This window comes from Paracoccus sp. FO-3, from assembly GCF_006386455.1.
Lineage (GTDB): Bacteria > Pseudomonadota > Alphaproteobacteria > Rhodobacterales > Rhodobacteraceae > Paracoccus > Paracoccus versutus.
This window is the reverse complement of record NZ_VCBQ01000110.1, coordinates 1-15,701: the sequence shown is the minus strand read 5'-3', so window position 1 is coordinate 15,701 and position 15,701 is coordinate 1. Positions and strand designations below refer to the sequence as shown.

The window sequence follows — 15,701 nt, the reverse complement described above, 5'->3', positions numbered from 1 at the left end:
TCGAGGATCGCCGCAAGGCCGAGGCCCGTGCAGCGGCGGAAACGGTGGCAAAGCAGCACGGCCTTTCTTTGAGCGATCTCGCACGATATCGGTTGGTCGCTCTGGGATCCCATCGGCTTGCTGGACCCGGAAAGCCGGCCGGGCGGGAGGACGAGGCCAACCTGTCCTTCGCGGACGAATACGACAGCTATCTGATCGCGGCGGCATCCCAACTGCGCAGGGGAACGCCGCGTGACGATGTCGTCGCTTTCCTGGTCGACATCGAGACCCAATACAGGGGGATGGGCGACAACCCGAGTGCCCGGCCAAAGGCGGAAGCGGTCGTGGATGCGATCCTGGCTGACGAGGGGCTCTGGACATGGCCCGATGCGCCGGGGCGGTTCGGTCAGGAGGCGAGATGACCAGGCACAGGATCTTCACCACCAGTTTCGCCAGCGTTTATCCGCATTGCGCGGCGAAGGCAGAGAAGAAGGGCCGGACCAGGGCCGAGGTCGATGAGATCATCCTCTGGCTGACCGGCTATAGCCCGGAGGAACTGGCGGCCCGGCTGGACGACCAAACGGATTTCGAGACCTTCTTTGCCGAGGCCCCGCGCATGAACCCGGCGCGCTTCCTGATCAAGGGCACGGTCTGCGGCATCCGGGTGGAGGAGATCGAGGACCCGCTCATGCGGGAGATCCGCTATCTGGACAGGCTGATCGACGAACTGGCGAAGGGAAAGCGGATGGAGAAGATCCTGCGGAAAGGGTGAGCCGCCCACTGGCACGGCTGTTAACATCTTGTCCGGCGACATGCCGCTGGCTGGCGGCCTTTTCCGGTATCTGTCCGCGTCATTCTCTGAGCGTTCCGTCTGTTCGCTTGACCAGTCGCCGGGTCATGAGGATGCTGCCGGCGTAGCGAGCTGCAGTCGCAGGTGGCGTGTATCATCCTCTGGCAGCCTGTCGTGATCGATCTCCGCGCAACGGTTCAATGTGGCCTTGTGTACTCGCGCCACGGAGCACATCTTAAGTTCTCCGACAGCCCCATCGAGGAACACAAAATGAAATGCCCGATAGACGACGAGACGCTGGTGATTGCCGAGCGCGGGGGCGTAGAAATCGACTACTGTCCCAAATGCCGTGGGGTCTGGCTGGATCGCGGGGAACTCGACAAGATCATCGAGCGCGCGGCACAGGCAACCGCGCCCATGGATTCGGAACGCGACCGTCGGCCGCTTCAGGATCGCGACAGAAGAGATGACCGGCGCGACCTTTCTCGCCATCCCTCTGCGGACGATGACCGTGGGTATGGCAGGAAGCCCAAACGGCGTGAGAGCTTTCTCGGGGATCTCTTCGATTTCTGACGCCTGGCTTCCCCGGCCGCGTCCGCACCTCGGGTTTCATCCACAAAGAATGTATCCCGCCATGCGGCTATCTGGGCGGGGGCCGGGTTGGCGAGCCTTTGCCACCTATCCTGAATGTCGTGGGCCTGAATGTCGTGGGCAGAACCCGCGGGCCCCGACCCGCGCGGCGTGGGAATGCGGCGCGGATATTCCGCGCCACGTCAGCGTAGCCGGGTCAAGCTCGTCGTAAACGCAAAGTCCGCCGCTCCTGCGAACGGTGGAATTGGGCATGCAGATTGCGTTTCAGGATGCGGCCGGGCCAGCGGCTCGTCTCAGCCCTCGGCCAGCCGATACCCCACGCCCGGTTCGGTGAAGATCCAGCGGGGGTCGGCGGCATCGTCGCCGAGCTTGGCGCGGAGCTGGCGGATATAGACGCGCAGATACTGGCTGTCGCCGGCATGGGCCGGGCCCCAGATGGCGCGCAGGATCATGTCCTGCGTGACCAGCCGGCCGGCATGGGTGGCCAGAAGCCAAAGAAGGTCGAATTCCTTGCGGGTCAGGTGCAGGTCCTCGCCCGCCAGGCTTGCCCGGTGGTCGGCCGCGTCAATCGACAGCGAACCAAGGGTCAGCACCGCTGTCGCCGCCTCGGCCGCGCGGTCGCGCAGAAGGCCGCGCAGGCGGGCGAGCAGCTCGCCGGTCGAGAAGGGCTTGGTGACGTAGTCCTGCGCGCCTGCGTCGAGGGCGGCGATCTTGCCGGCCTCGTCGCTGCGCACGGACAGGACCAGCACCGGCACCGCGGACCACTCGCGCACCCGCTTCAGCACCGTGATCCCGTCGGCATCCGGCAGGCCCAGGTCCAGGATGATCGCCGCCGGCGCCTCCTTGGCGGCAAGGGCCACCCCCTCATGCGCCGTCGCGGCCTCCGAGACCAGATGCCCCTCGGCCTCCAGCGCCACGCGCAGGAAGCGGCGGATCGGGGTTTCGTCCTCGACGATGAGGATGCGGGCGGCGCTCAATGGGTCAGCTCCGGGTTTGTCAGCGGCAGGTCGATCGCGATCCGGGTGCCGCGGCCGTCGCCATGCACCGGCTCGGCCCGGATCGTGCCGCCATGGGCTTCGACGATTCCCTTGCAGATGGCAAGGCCGAGGCCGGTGCCGCCCTGTCCGCCGTCGCCCTGGCCCACGCGCCAGAACATGTCGAAGACATGGCCCGACGCGCCGGGGGGAAGGCCGGGGCCCTCGTCCTCGATCGCCAGGGTGGCACGGGCGCCATGGGTGCTTGCGGAAATGCGGATCGGCGTGCCGGGACCGGCATATTTGCGCGCATTGTCCAGGATGTTGACCACGACCTGCTCGATCAGGATCGGATCGACATGGGCGGGCGCCATGTCCTCGGGGATGGTCACCATGACCGGGTTGTCGCGCAGCGGCCCGCGCAGCCGGTGCCGCGCCGCGCCCACCAGTTCGCGCAGGTCGGTCGGCACCGCGTTCGGGCGCAGCGCGCCATGGCCCAGCCGGGTCATGTCGAGCAGGTTCTGGATATAGCGGTCCAGCCGCTCGCCCTCTTCGCGGATGGTCTCGACCAGGATGTCGCGCCCCTGGGGCCCAAGGCCGGGCTGGTCCAGCCCCTCGGCGGCGCCCAGGATCGAGACCAGCGGCGTGCGCAGGTCGTGGCTGACCGAGGACAGCAGCGCGCTGCGCAGCCGCTCGGTTTCGCTGGTGACGCGGCTTTGCGCCAGATCCTCGGACAGGCGGATGCGCTCCAGCGCCAGCGCCACCTGATCGGCCAGCGCCTCGAGCAGGCGGCGGTCGCCGGGGCCGGGCTCGCGCCCGTCCTCATAGGCGATGCCCAGCGTGCCGAGGCGCCGCTCGGCCCCGGACAGCGGCAGGAACAGCCAGCGCGAGGCCGGCAGCGTTCCCGACCCGCGCCCGGCCGGCTCGCCATGGTCGAAGGCGTATTGCGCGGCCGATCGCTCTCGCGGTTCCAGCCGGTCCTCGGGCGGAAAGGCGCCGGCTATGGCAAGCGCGCCGCCTTCGTCGGGGACCAGCAGGATCGATTCGCATTCCAGCACCGTCGCCACATGGCTGACCGCCGCCCAGACCACATCGTCGAAAGAGGCCGCCCCGGCCGCCTTGCGCGAGAAATCGTAAAGCTTGCGGGTCCGGTCCGCGATGGCCCGCTGCGCGATGACGCGGCTGCGCAGCCGCGCGGCCAGGTTGCCGGTCAGGATCGAGGCGGCCAGGAACAGCACCAGCGTCAGGAATTCGCCCCGGCTCCAGATGTGAAGCGTCAGGCGCGGTTCGGTAAAGAGAAGATTGTAGGTCAGAAAGCTCAGGACCGCCGTCGCGACCGAGGGCCAGAGGCCGAAATATGCGGCAACGGAAACCACCGCCGTCATATAGATCAGCGACAAGCTGAGGACCGGAAACAGCCGGTCGGCAGAGATCGCGACCAGACTGGCGCCGGCCACGACCGCGATGACGATGCCCGCAAGACGCAGGCCGTGCGGCAGGTCGGGCAGGGCCGGAGCGTGCCGTTTCCGGCCGGCGCGGGCCTCGTCGCCGACCAGGGTCAGCTCGAAATCGGTGGCGCGCCTTGTCAGGCCGGCAAGGAAACGTTCCCGCGCATCGGGCAGCAGCCGTGCCAGCCATGGCCGCGCGGGTGGGCGCGGCAGGATGATCCGGCGAATGTTCTGGCGCCGGGCGAAATCCAGCACCTCGGAGACCGCATCCCCCTCGACCTGCAAGGTCGAGATATCGGCGCCCAGCCTTTCCGCCAGCCGCAGCGCCGGCCCGGTCTCGTCCTGGCCATCGGCACGGCGGTTCTGTTCGTCGCGCAGGCTGGTCAGCGCCAGCACGAACCATTCCACCCGCGCCCGGTCGGCCGAACGCTTGCCGATGCGGATGGCGTCGCGGCCGACCGCGCCCTCGGGCAAGAGCACCAGGATGCGCTCCTGCGTCGGCCATGGCCCGGCGATGGCATTGGTGGCCATATGCTCTTGCAACTGGGCGTCGACCCTGTCGGCGGCGGTGCGCATGGCCAGTTCGCGCAGCGCGGTCAAGTTGCCCTTGGCAAAGAAATTCGCCACCGCGCGCGCGGCCTGGTCCTGGACATAGACCTTGCCCGCGCGCAGCCGGGCGATCAGCTCGTCCGGCGGCAGGTCGATCAGCTCGATCTCGTCGGCCATTTCCAGCACGCGGTCGGGGACTGTCTCGCGCACGCGGACGCCGGTGATGCGGGCGACGGTGTCGTTCAGCGTCTCGACATGCTGGACGTTCAGCGTGGTATAGACGTCGATCCCCGCCGCCAGCACGTCCTCGACATCCTGCCAGCGTTTTTCGTGCCGACCGCCGGAAAGGTTGGAATGCGCAAGCTCGTCGATCAGCGCCAGGTCGGGGCGGTGGGCGATCAGGGCATCGGTGTCCATCTCGTGCAGGATGCGGCCGCTGTGGATGACGCGGCGGCGCGGCAGCACCTCCAGCCCGCGCAGCAGCGCCTCGGTCTCGGCGCGGCCATGGGTTTCGACCACGCCGACCAGCACCTTGACGCCTTCGGCCGCACGCAGCCGCGCGGCCTCGAGCATGGCATAGGTCTTGCCCACCCCCGGCGCCGCGCCCAGAAAGACCTTGAGCCGCCCGCGGCCCTCGCGGCGGGCCTCGGACAGCAGGGCCTCGGGTTCGGGGCGGCGGGGCTCAGACATCGGTTTCCTCAGTCCGCCCCAGCAGGCGGCATGGGCGCGGCAAGGTCAAGCGCCAGGTTGGTTCGCAGGACATTCACCCGCGACTGGCCGTAAAGCCCCCAAAGCGGGCGCGTGACATGCTGCCGGATGATCTGCTGCACGATGGCGGTGTCGATCCCGCGCGCCTCGGCGATGCGCGCGGCCTGGGCCTGCGCATTCTCGGGCGAGATGTCGGGGTCGAGGCCCGAGGCGGAAGCCGTCACCGCGTCCTCCGGCGCGCCGGTCCCGTTCTGGGCCTCATAGGCGGTGCGGCGCCCCGCGACCTGCTCTTTCAGTTGGGCCGAGGTGGGGCCGAGGTTCGAGGCGCCGCCGGGCATGGTCGCGTAATCCACCGCCGAGGGGCGCGGGTGCAGATAGCCCGGCCCGGCGAATTGCTGGCCGACCAGCGCCGAACCGACGATCCGGCCGTCGCGCTCGACCAGGCTGCCTTGCGACAGGCCGGGCGCCACGGCGCGGGCCAGCCCGGTCATCGCCAGCGGATAGGCCAGCCCGGTCAGCAGGATCATCGCCACCAGCATGGCCAGAGCCGGGCGGATATGCGTCATCATGGCATGCTCTCCCTATGCCAGCCCCAGCGCGGTCACGCCCATGTCGATCAGCTTGATGCCGACGAAGGGCGCGACGAGGCCGCCGAGGCCATAGATGGTCAGGTTGCGCCGCAGCAGGGCCGCCGCGCTGGCGGGCTGGTATCCGACGCCGCGCAGCGCCAGCGGGATCAGCGCGACGATGATCAGCGCGTTGAAGATCACCGCCGACAGGATGGCGCTTTGCGGGCTTTCCAGCCCCATCACGTTCAGCACGCCCAAGCCCGGATAGGCGGCGACGAAGACCGCCGGCAGGATGGCGAAATACTTGGCCACGTCGTTGGCCAGGCTGAAGGTGGTCAGCGCCCCGCGCGAGATCAGCAGCTGCTTGCCCACCATCACCACCTCGATCAGCTTGGTCGGGTCGCTGTCGAGGTCGATCAGGTTTGCGGCCTCCTTGGCGGCGGGCGTGCCCGAGTTCATCGCCACGCCCACATCGGCCTGCGCCAGCGCCGGCGCGTCGTTCGAGCCGTCGCCGCACATCGCCACCAGCCGGCCGCCGGCCTGTTCGCGGCGGATGTAGTCCAGCTTCATCTCGGGCGTGGCCTCGGCCATGAAATCGTCCACCCCGGCCTCGGCGGCGATGGCGGCGGCGGTCAGCGGGTTGTCGCCGGTGATCATCACCGTGCGGATGCCCATGGCCCGCAGTTCCGCAAAGCGTTCGCGCACGCCGGGCTTGATCACGTCCTTGAGGTGGATCGCGCCCAGGATGCGCTCGTTCTCGGCCACCAGCAGCGGGGTGCCGCCCGAGCGCGCGATCTCCTCGATCCGGGCGTGCAGGGCGGCGTCGGCCTTCTGCCCGGTGAAGCGCTCGATCGCATCGACGGCGCCCTTGCGCAGCCGCGTGCCGGAGAAATCGACGCCGGACAGCCTGGTCTGGGCCGAGAACGGCACCGGCTCGGCCCCCGGTTCGGGGATGCGGGTCACGTCCTTCAGCAGCTTTTTGGCCAGTTCGACGATGGATTTGCCCTCGGGCGTTTCGTCCGAAAGCGAGGCCAGGAAAGCCGCCATTGCCAGCCCGCGCTCATCGGTGCCGCGCGCCGGGACGAAGGCGTCGGCCATGCGGTTGCCGAAGGTGATGGTGCCGGTCTTGTCCAGAAGCAGCGTGTCCACGTCGCCTGCCGCCTCGACCGCGCGACCCGACTTGGCGATGACGTTGGCGCGCACCAGCCGGTCCATGCCGGCGATGCCGATGGCCGACAACAGCCCGCCGATGGTCGTGGGGATCAGCGTGACGAACAGCGCGGCCAGGGTGATGACGGGAATGACGACGCCCGAATAGCGCGCAAAGGGCTCCAGCGTGACGGTCACGAACAGGAAGATCAGCGTCAGCCCGGCCAGCAGGATGTTCAGCGCGATCTCGTTCGGGGTCTTCTGGCGCTCGGCCCCCTCGACCAGCGAGATCATGCGGTCGAGAAAGCTCTTGCCCGGCTCGGCGGTGATGCGGATGACCAGATGGTCCGAGACGATCCGCGTGCCGCCCGTGACCGAGGAACGGTCGCCGCCGGATTCGCGGATCACCGGGGCGCTTTCGCCGGTGATGGCGCTTTCATCGACCGAGGCGACGCCGCGGATCACCTCGGCATCGGTCGGGATCAGGTCGCCCGCCTCGACCAGCACGATCTGCCCGGCGCGCAGGCCCGAGGAGGGAACCTGGCGCGGTGCCGGATCGTCCGCATGCGCCATCAGCTTGACGACGGTTTCCGCCTTGGTGGCGCGCAGGCTGTCGGCGCGCGCCTTGCCCCGGCCTTCGGCCAGCGCCTCGGCGAAATTGGCGAAGAGCACGCAGAGCCATAGCCAGAAGGCGACCTGCAGGCCGATGCCTGCGCCCTCGGCCCCGAGGGCAAGGTCGCGCAGCGACAGGACGGTGGTCAGCGCGGCGGTGACGGCAGTTACGAAGATCACCGGGTTGCCCATCAGCGCGCGGGGCTGAAGCTTGCGGAAGGATGCCCTGAACGCCGTGCCGTAAAGCCCGGATCGGGCGGTGATGTCGGGGGACATGTCTGTTGTCCTTGCTTGGGAGAGGGCGCGGCCCCGTGCGGGCGGGGCTGCGCTGTCAGAAGGTCTGGCCGGCGCTCAGCGCCGTCTGCTCGGCGACCGGGCCAAGTGCCAGGACCGGGAAGAAGGTCAGCGCACCCAGGATCACCACGGTCAGCACCAGCAGCGTGACGAACAGCGGCCCATGCGTCGGAAAGGTGCCCGCCGTGACCGGGCTTTGCTGCTTGCCGATCATCGAGCCCGCGATGGCCAGCATCGGCACGATGATCGCGAAACGGCCCAGGATCATCAGCAGCCCCAGCGCGGTGGTCTGCCAGGGCAGCGCCGCGCCCCAGCCCGCGAAGGCCGAGCCGTTGTTGCCGACCGCCGAGGCGTAGGCATAAAGCGTCTCGGACAGGCCATGCGGCCCCGCCTCCTGGATGGCCGCGGCCGCCGGCGGGACGGTGACCGAGATCGCGCCGCCGACCAGGATGCCCAGCGGCATCGACAGGAAGGCCAGCATGGCCAGGGTGACCTCGCGCCCCTCGATCTTGCGTCCCAGGTATTCCGGCGTGCGGCCGACCATCAGCCCGGCCAGGAACACCGCCAGCACGACGTAAAGCAGCATGCCGTAAAGCCCCGAGCCGACGCCGCCGAAGATCACCTCGCCGATGGCCATGTTGATGATCGGCACCATGCCCGCCAGCGGCATGAAGCTGTCATGCATGGCGTTGACCGAACCGTTCGAGGCGGCCGTGGTCACCTCGGCCCAAAGCGCCGAGAGGCCGGTGCCGAAGCGCATCTCCTTGCCTTCCAGGTTGCTGGCAAGGCCAAGCGCCGGGTTGCCGCCGCTTTCGCCCAGCCAGATCGCCAGCAGCCCGGCGAGGAACAGCACGCCCATGGCGGCATAGATCGCCCAGCCCTGGCGCCGGTCCCGCGCCATGCGCCCGAAGAGGAAGCAGAAGCCGACCGGGATCAGCAGGATCGCCAAGCATTGCGCCATGTTCGACAGCACCGTCGGGTTCTCCAGCGGATGGGCCGAGTTCGCGCCGAAGAAGCCGCCGCCATTGGTGCCGAGTTGCTTGATCGCGATCTGGCTGGCGACGGGGCCGCGCGGGATCACCTGCTGCGCACCCTCCAGCGTGGTCGCATGCGCCCCGCCCAGAAGCGTTTGCGGCACGCCTTGCAGGATCAGAAGGATCGCCAGGATCACCGACAGCGGCAGCAGCACATAAAGCACCGAACGGGTCATGTCGGCCCAGAAGTTCCCCAAGCCCACCCCCTTGGGTGCGGTGAAGCCGCGGATCACCGCGACGCCGACCGCCATGCCGGTCGCGGCCGAGACGAAGTTCTGCACTGTCAGCCCGGCCATCTGCGACAGATGGCTGAGCTGCGCCTCGCCCGAATAGGCTTGCCAGTTCGTGTTGGTCACGAAGCTGGCGGCGGTATTGAAGGCAAGGTCCGGGCTGATCGCGCCGATGCCCTCGGGGTTCAGGGGCAGGAACTGTTGCAGCCGCAGGATCAGGTAAAGCGCGACGAAGCCCAGAAGGTTGAAGGCGAGCAGCGCCAGCGCATAGCCGCGCCAGCTTTGCCGGACGCCGGGGTCGATGCCGCAAAGGCGATAGAGCCCGCGCTCGACGGGGCCGAGCACGGGGGAAAGAAAGCTGCGCTCGCCCGCATAGACGCGGGCCATGAACGGCGCCAGCACCCAGCCGCCCGCCGTCAATACGGCGCAGAACAGGACATATCCGATCAGGTCTTGCATCTGCGCGCCTCAGAACCGATCCGGGCGCAAGAGCGCGAGGATGAGGAAGACGAAGATCCCCGCCGAGACGGCGAGGCCCAGGATAAGGTCGACCATATGCGCCCTCACGACCTGTCGATCAGGCGCAGCGCCGCGGCGAAACCGCCGATGCCGATCACGCCGAGCGCAAGATAGACGATGTCTGCCATGGCAGGACTCCCGCAGTTTCGATACGGGCCAATATCTGTCCGCGGCGCGTCAAGGGGCTATGCGGATTTCAGGGCGCAGGCGTAAATCCGGCGTAAAGATCATGTCGCGTGGGACTGCGCTTGGGCGGAACCAGGAAGCGGTAGCCCCAAAGGAGCCTTGTAACTTCCTGCTGGTTGATCTGAGTCAAAGTGGCATCGCCGGATTTCCGAAACACTTGGTACAGTTCGCAAGGTCATCGATCGCCGGCCCTGCAGTTTTCGGATGAGTTCGACAGCGGCGATGTCGCGCCGCCCCAGTGGCCAGCACCGGCAGGACGCTGCGCCAGCTGCCATTCCAGCCACCGGAGGCAATCATGGACAAGACGCCCGAAACGCCCGCGAAACGACAGTTCCGTTTCCCAACCGCATTCACCATCCTGTTCGGCCTGATCATCCTGGTCGCCGCGCTGACATGGATCGTGCCCGCCGGACAGTACCAGCGCGAGATGAACGAGGCGCTGGACCGCGAGGTTCCCGTAGCCGGCACCTATGCCGAGACCGAGCCGAACCCGCAGGGCATCACCGATGTGCTGATGGCGCCCATCGCCGGGCTCTACGATCCCGACAGCTATCAGGCCAATGCCATCGACGTGGCCGTCTTCGTGCTGGTGATCGGCGGCTTCATCGGCGTGGTCGCCGCCAGCGGCGCGATCAATGCCGGGATCGGCCATGCCATGACCGCGCTGGCGGGACGCGAGAAATGGATGATCCCGGTGCTGATGGGGCTCTTTGCGCTGGGCGGCACCACCTACGGCATGGCCGAGGAGACGCTGGCTTTCTACATGCTGCTGATCCCGATCATGATCGCCGCGCGCTATGATGCGGTGACGGCGGTGGCGATCATCCTGCTGGGGGCGGGCGTGGGCGTCCTGGGCTCGACCGTGAACGCCTTCGCGACGGTGATCGCCTCGGATGCGGCCGGGATCCCCTTCACGCGCGGGCTGGTGCTGCGGCTGGCGATCCTGGTCCTGTGCTGGCTGGCCTGCGTGATCTATGTCATGCGCTACGCCGAGAAGGTCCGCCGCGATCCGTCGAAATCGCTGGTCTACGACATGAAGGCCCGGAACGAGGCGCATTTCCTCAGCGGGCATCAGGGCGACAAGACCGAATTCACCACCATCCACAAGATCGTCCTGTCGATCTTCGGGCTGACCTTCCTGGTCATGGTCTGGGGCGTGCTGATGGGCGGCTGGTGGATGGGCGAGATGAGCGCGCTGTTCCTGGGCTCGGCCATCCTTGTCGGGCTGGTCGTGCGACCGGGCGAGAAGGCCTTCGTCGATTCCTTCGTCGATGGCGCGCGCGACCTGCTGGGCGTGGCCCTGATCATCGGGCTGGCGCGCGGCATCGTCGTCATCATGGATGCCGGGCGCATCACCGACACCATCCTGCATTGGGCCGAGATGTCGGTCGCAGGCCTGGGCGAGGTGGCCTTCATCAACGTGATGTATTGGCTGCAGGTGCTGATGTCCTTCTTCGTGCCGTCCTCGTCGGGGCTGGCGGTGCTGTCGATGCCGATCATGGCACCGGTCGCGGATTTCGCCGGGGTAGGGCGCGACCTGGTGGTGACGGCCTATCAGTCGGCGAACGGGCTGGTGAACCTGATCAACCCGACCTTCGCCGTGGTCATGGGCGCGCTGGCCATCGGGCGCGTGCCCTATGAGCGCTGGCTGCGCTTCATGTGGCCGCTGCTGGTGATCCTGACGGTCATCATCATGGCCTGCCTCAGCATCGGCGCCCTGATCGCCTGAAACCGGAGAGCGAACATGTCCATCCCCTATGGCGTCCATTCGGAAATCGGCAAGCTGCGCCGGGTTCTCGTCCACCGCCCCGGCTCGGCGCTGGCGCGGCTGACGCCCTCGAATTGCCATGAGCTGCTGTTCGACGACGTGATCTGGGTCAAGCAGGCGCGGACCGATCACATGGAATTCGTCGATGCCATGCGCTATCGCGGGGCCGAGGTCGTCTTCCTGCGCGAGTTGCTGGCCGAGACGATGCGCATCCCCGAGGCCCGCGACTGGCTGCTGGCGCGGCGCGTCAATGAAAACACCGTGGGCGTGGGCCTGGCCGACGAGTTGCGCGCACATCTGATGGAGATCGACGCCGATCCGCTGTCGCTGATCCTGCTGGGCGGGATGAGCCGGGCCGAACTGCCGCTGGAGGGCGGCGGGCTGTTTCCCGCCACCCTGCGGCCGGGGGATTTCGTGTTGCCGCCGCTGCCGAACCATCTGTTCACCCGCGACACGACCTGCTGGATCTATGGCGGCGTGACGCTGAACCCGATGCGCTGGAACGCGCGCAAGCTGGAAACGGTGAACATCGCCGCGATCTATCGCTTCCATCCCGATTTCCGCGACGCGGGCTTTCCGGTCTGGTGGGGCGACCCGGATCGCGACCACGGCCTGGCCACGCTGGAAGGCGGCGACGTGATGCCCATCGGCAACGGCACCGTGCTGGTCGGCATGGGCGAGCGCACCACCCCGCAGGCGGTGGACCAGCTTGCCCGCGCCCTGTTCGCGCAGGGCGGGGCCGAGCGCGTGATCGCCTGCAAGCTGCCGGCCGAGCGCGCCTCGATGCATCTCGACACGGTGTTCAGCTTCTGCGACCACGACTTGGTCACGGTCTTTGCCGATGTGGCCGAACGGATCGTGCCCTATTCCATCCGGCCCGGCGACAAGGATTGGACGCTGGACATTCGCGAGGAAAACCGCCCGCTGGTCGAGGTCGCGGCCGAGGCGCTCGGCCTGCCGAAGCTGCGGGTGGTCGAGACCGGCGGCGACGCCTATGTCGCCGAGCGCGAGCAATGGGACGACGGCAACAACGTCATCGCGCTGGAGCCGGGCGTGGTCATCGCCTATGACCGCAACACCTTCACCAACACCCAGCTGCGCAAGGCCGGGGTCGAGGTCATCACCATTCCCGGCGGCGAACTGGGCCGCGGCCGCGGCGGCGGCCATTGCATGACCTGCCCGCTGATCCGCGATCCGGCGTAGGGGAGGTCCGAGATGTCCGTCAATCTCCTGGGGCGCAGCGTCCTCAAGCTCATGGATTTCACCCCCGACGAGATCCGCTTCCTGCTGCGGCTGTCGGCCTCGCTCAAGCAGGCCAAATACGGCGGTTATGAGCAGCAGCGGCTGAAGGGCCGCAATATCGCGCTGATCTTCGAAAAGGATTCGACCCGCACCCGCACCGGCTTCGAGGTCGCGGCCTATGACCAGGGCGCGCATGTCACCTATCTGGGTCCGACCGGCACCCAGATCGGCAAGAAGGAATCGATGAAGGACACCGCCCGCGTGCTGGGCCGCATCTATGACGCCATCGAATATCGCGGCTTCGGCCAGCAGCAGGCCGAGTTGCTGGCGGAATGGTCGGGCGTGCCGGTCTATAACGGGCTGACGGACGAATTCCACCCGACGCAGATCCTCGCCGATTTCCTGACCATGCGCGAATTCACCCGCAAGCACCTGTCGCAGCTTGCCTTCTGCTTCTTGGGCGATGCCGGCAACAACATGGGCAATTCGCTCTTGGAGGGTGCCGCGCTGATCGGCATGGACGTGCGCCTTGGCGCGCCCCGCGACTGCTGGCCCGAGGAGGCGCTGGTCGCCCGCTGCCGCGAGATCGCCGCGACCACCGGCGCCAGGATCACCCTGACCGAGGATCCGGCCGAGGCCGCGCGCGGCTGCGATTTCGTCTATACCGATGTCTGGGTCTCGATGGGCGAGCCCGAGGAGGTCTGGGCCGAGCGGATCGAAAGGCTGACCCCCTATCGCGTCACCCGCCAGGTCATGGAGGCGACCGGCAACCCGCATGCCAAGTTCATGCATTGCCTGCCCGCCTTTCACAACCGCGAGACCGGGATCGGCGAGAAGATCTTCCGCGAATACGGCATCGATTGCATGGAAGTGACCGAGGAGGTCTTCGAATCCGCCGCCTCGATCGTCTTCGACCAGGCCGAGAACCGCATGCACACGATCAAGGCGGTGCTGGTCGCCACCCTGGCGGGCTAGGGCGATGCGTGTCGTGGTGGCACTGGGCGGCAATGCGCTGCTGCGCCGGGGAGAGCCGATGACGGCCGAGGCGCAGCGCGCCAATGTGCGCAAGGCGGCGCGGGCGCTGGCCGATCTGGCGCGCGACCACCAGATCGTGGTCGCGCATGGCAACGGCCCGCAGGTGGGCCTGCTGGCGCTGCAGGCGGCGGCCTATGGCAGCGAGACGGTCTGGCCGCTGGACATCCTGGGCGCCGAAAGCGTCGGCATGATCGGCTATCTGGTCGAGCAGGAACTGGCCAATGCCTTGCCGCGCGCTGCGGTGCTGGCTACGCTGCTGACCCAGATCGAGGTGGCGCCGGACGATCCCGCCTTCGCCCGGCCCGAAAAGCCCATCGGGCCGCTCTATGACGCCGGGGAGGCCGGGAAGATGCGCGCCGCCCATGGCTGGCCGATGGCCGAGGAGGCTGCCGGACAGTGGCGCCGCGTGGTGTCCTCGCCCCGCCCCCGGCACATCACCCAGATCCGCGCGGTGCGCCTGTTGGTCGAAGCGGGCGTCACGGTGATCTGCGCGGGCGGCGGCGGCATCCCGGTGATCCGGCGGGCCGATGGCAGCTTGCAGGGGGTCGAGGCCGTGATCGACAAGGACCACGCTGCCGGCCTGCTGGCCGCGCAGCTGGAGGCCGATGCCTTCCTGATGCTGACCGATGTCGATGTGGTCTATGACGGCTGGGGCACCCCCGAGCAGCGCGCCATCCGCTGGGCGCGGCCCGACCAGCTGGATCCGGCCCGCTTCGCCGCGGGCTCGATGGCACCCAAGGTCGAGGCCGCCCGCACCTTCGCGGCATCGCCGGGCAGGATGGCCGGAATCGGGCGACTGGAGGATGCCCGCGCGATCCTGGAAGGACGCGCAGGCACGTTGGTGCGCTCGGGGTCGGGTGAGTGAGGGCATATCGACAGTTCCTCATCTCGGCGATGAACCCATGTCACGAAGACCCTAACTAACCGATCAGACAGCTGTATCCGGTCCCGGAGCGCACGGTCGGCACCTGCAAATGCTGCGGCGCAACCTCCCGAAAGCTGACGCTCGACTGGCACTGCAGCGAATTCCTCACCATCATGGCAAGGATGCGGGACAAGGCTGCGGGTCGTGGTATGTGACCCGGTGAAGCAAGAGGGGCTAAGGCTGGTCAATTCACATAAGGGGGCGGCGGAGGTCCGTATCGGCGTCACGCAGTCCCCGGAATCTACAAGGACGTTCACAACGCGGAACGTGCGAACCGATGCCGCGAAGCAGGTCTCTGGTTGGCATCTTCCGACGTTACGGGCGAGCGTGGCGACATGGTGTCGTGGGGGCCGGGTGCAATCATTACGCCTGCCGGTGAAGTCGTCGCCCAACTCGCCCTGAATGGACTTGGGCTGCTTCCGGCCCCGGACGCCATGAGGTGCTGCGCTTCGGGCTGATGGTAGAACGTGGTCTGTGTGAAGCAGCCACAAGCATCAGGAAAGGACGCGCAGCATGAAGCATTATGCCGGATTGGATGCATCGGTAAAAGAGACCTCGATCTGCATCGTTGATGAGGAAGGGAGGTTCTGTCGGCTGGGATAGTGGAGGAAATAGCCGTCGAAAATGGGCGGCCAGTCGTCCAGCACCAGCCCGCCGCTTGCCAATAGGCCGGTATGGTGGAGGAACTTTTGCTCAGCTTACATGGGGTGTTACCGGCTGAAGGGACCGCGCGGCCGAAAACGAACCGCGCGACACCGTCAGCAAACACTTGACCGGGAAAACCAGGAATTATCCATCGCCTTATATGCGCGATCCGCCTGCGGGCCGCTGCAGGGCAGAGCGCGACACGCGGTCGAACAGCAGGGCGATGGCGACGATGGCCAGGCCAGCACGCAGCCCAAGGCCCATCTCCATCCGCGTCAACCCGCGTGTAACCTCGGCGCCAAGGCCGCCCGCGCCGACCAGCCCGGCCAGGACAACCATCGCCAAGGACAGCAGGATGCACTGGTTCAGGCCGACGACGAGCGTCGGCAAGGCGGCGGGGAATTCGATCCGCGTCAGGATGATGCGGGGTGTCAACGGCGGAGTAAAACCCGGC

At 67.6% G+C, this 15,701-nt stretch carries 12 protein-coding genes and 2 pseudogenes; 7 read left to right on the top strand and 7 right to left on the bottom strand.

Going from position 1 to position 15,701, the window contains the following annotated elements; all coding sequences use genetic code 11:
* From FE811_RS21990 to FE811_RS21980, 3 genes and pseudogenes are all read left to right on the top strand, one after another.
* Window positions 1-401 (top strand): annotated as a pseudogene (locus tag FE811_RS21990) (hypothetical protein); the annotation flags it as partial.
* Window positions 398-751, top strand: coding sequence for a DUF2200 domain-containing protein (locus FE811_RS21985; protein WP_116221272.1), 354 nt, complete (start codon window positions 398-400; stop codon window positions 749-751). The pseudogene FE811_RS21990 and the gene FE811_RS21985, both read left to right, overlap by 4 nt.
* Window positions 752-1,039: 288 nt before the next feature.
* Window positions 1,040-1,342: a zf-TFIIB domain-containing protein gene (locus FE811_RS21980; RefSeq protein ID WP_072463914.1), complete on the top strand. Its 303-nt coding sequence runs from the start codon at window positions 1,040-1,042 to the stop codon at window positions 1,340-1,342.
* A gap of 311 nt (window positions 1,343-1,653) precedes the next feature.
* Here the strand turns inward: FE811_RS21980 and FE811_RS21975 are convergent, their stop codons facing one another.
* From FE811_RS21975 to kdpF, 6 genes are read right to left on the bottom strand one after another with little or no spacing between them, the layout of a single operon-like run.
* A complete protein-coding gene (locus FE811_RS21975; RefSeq protein ID WP_116221271.1) occupies window positions 1,654-2,337 on the bottom strand; it encodes a response regulator in 684 nt (227 codons plus the stop codon).
* The gene (locus tag FE811_RS21970) at window positions 2,334-5,021 is read right to left on the bottom strand and encodes a sensor histidine kinase KdpD (RefSeq protein ID WP_116221270.1); all 2,688 of its coding nucleotides are present in this window, start codon (window positions 5,019-5,021) and stop codon (window positions 2,334-2,336) included. Before FE811_RS21970 ends, FE811_RS21975 begins: the two co-directional genes overlap by 4 nt.
* Before the next feature lie 8 nt (window positions 5,022-5,029).
* Window positions 5,030-5,608 carry a potassium-transporting ATPase subunit KdpC gene (gene kdpC / locus FE811_RS21965; RefSeq protein WP_116221269.1) on the bottom strand — a complete coding sequence of 193 codons (579 nt, stop codon included), beginning with the start codon at window positions 5,606-5,608 and terminating at the stop codon, window positions 5,030-5,032.
* Window positions 5,609-5,620: 12 nt separating this feature from the next.
* Window positions 5,621-7,645, bottom strand: a complete 2,025-nt coding sequence (gene kdpB, locus FE811_RS21960) for a potassium-transporting ATPase subunit KdpB (RefSeq protein WP_116221268.1) — start codon at window positions 7,643-7,645, stop codon at window positions 5,621-5,623.
* Between the two features lie 55 nt (window positions 7,646-7,700).
* Window positions 7,701-9,386 carry a potassium-transporting ATPase subunit KdpA gene (kdpA, locus tag FE811_RS21955; RefSeq protein ID WP_116221267.1) on the bottom strand — a complete coding sequence of 562 codons (1,686 nt, stop codon included), beginning with the start codon at window positions 9,384-9,386 and terminating at the stop codon, window positions 7,701-7,703.
* A 9-nt stretch (window positions 9,387-9,395) separates the two neighbouring features.
* Window positions 9,396-9,482 (bottom strand): K(+)-transporting ATPase subunit F, encoded by an 87-nt coding sequence (gene kdpF, locus FE811_RS28775; protein WP_036759505.1) that lies wholly within the window; start codon window positions 9,480-9,482, stop codon window positions 9,396-9,398.
* Window positions 9,483-9,927: 445 nt separating this feature from the next.
* On the opposite strand from kdpF, the gene FE811_RS21945 reads away from it, so the two are divergent.
* The 4 genes from FE811_RS21945 to arcC are packed head-to-tail and all read left to right on the top strand — an operon-like array spanning window position 9,928 to window position 14,542.
* Entirely contained in the window at window positions 9,928-11,361 is a 1,434-nt protein-coding gene (locus FE811_RS21945; protein WP_036759507.1) for a YfcC family protein, read from the top strand.
* 15 nt (window positions 11,362-11,376) lie between these two features.
* Complete coding sequence (arcA, locus tag FE811_RS21940; RefSeq protein WP_036759509.1) at window positions 11,377-12,603, top strand: arginine deiminase; 1,227 nt, start codon at window positions 11,377-11,379, stop codon at window positions 12,601-12,603.
* A gap of 12 nt (window positions 12,604-12,615) precedes the next feature.
* Window positions 12,616-13,617 carry an ornithine carbamoyltransferase gene (argF, locus tag FE811_RS21935; protein ID WP_116221266.1) on the top strand — a complete coding sequence of 334 codons (1,002 nt, stop codon included), beginning with the start codon at window positions 12,616-12,618 and terminating at the stop codon, window positions 13,615-13,617.
* A 4-nt stretch (window positions 13,618-13,621) separates the two neighbouring features.
* Complete coding sequence (gene arcC / locus FE811_RS21930; RefSeq protein WP_116221265.1) at window positions 13,622-14,542, top strand: carbamate kinase; 921 nt, start codon at window positions 13,622-13,624, stop codon at window positions 14,540-14,542.
* Between the two features lie 861 nt (window positions 14,543-15,403).
* On the opposite strand, the pseudogene FE811_RS21925 reads toward arcC, so the two are convergent.
* Window positions 15,404-15,701: pseudogene (locus FE811_RS21925) on the bottom strand (hypothetical protein); the annotation flags it as partial.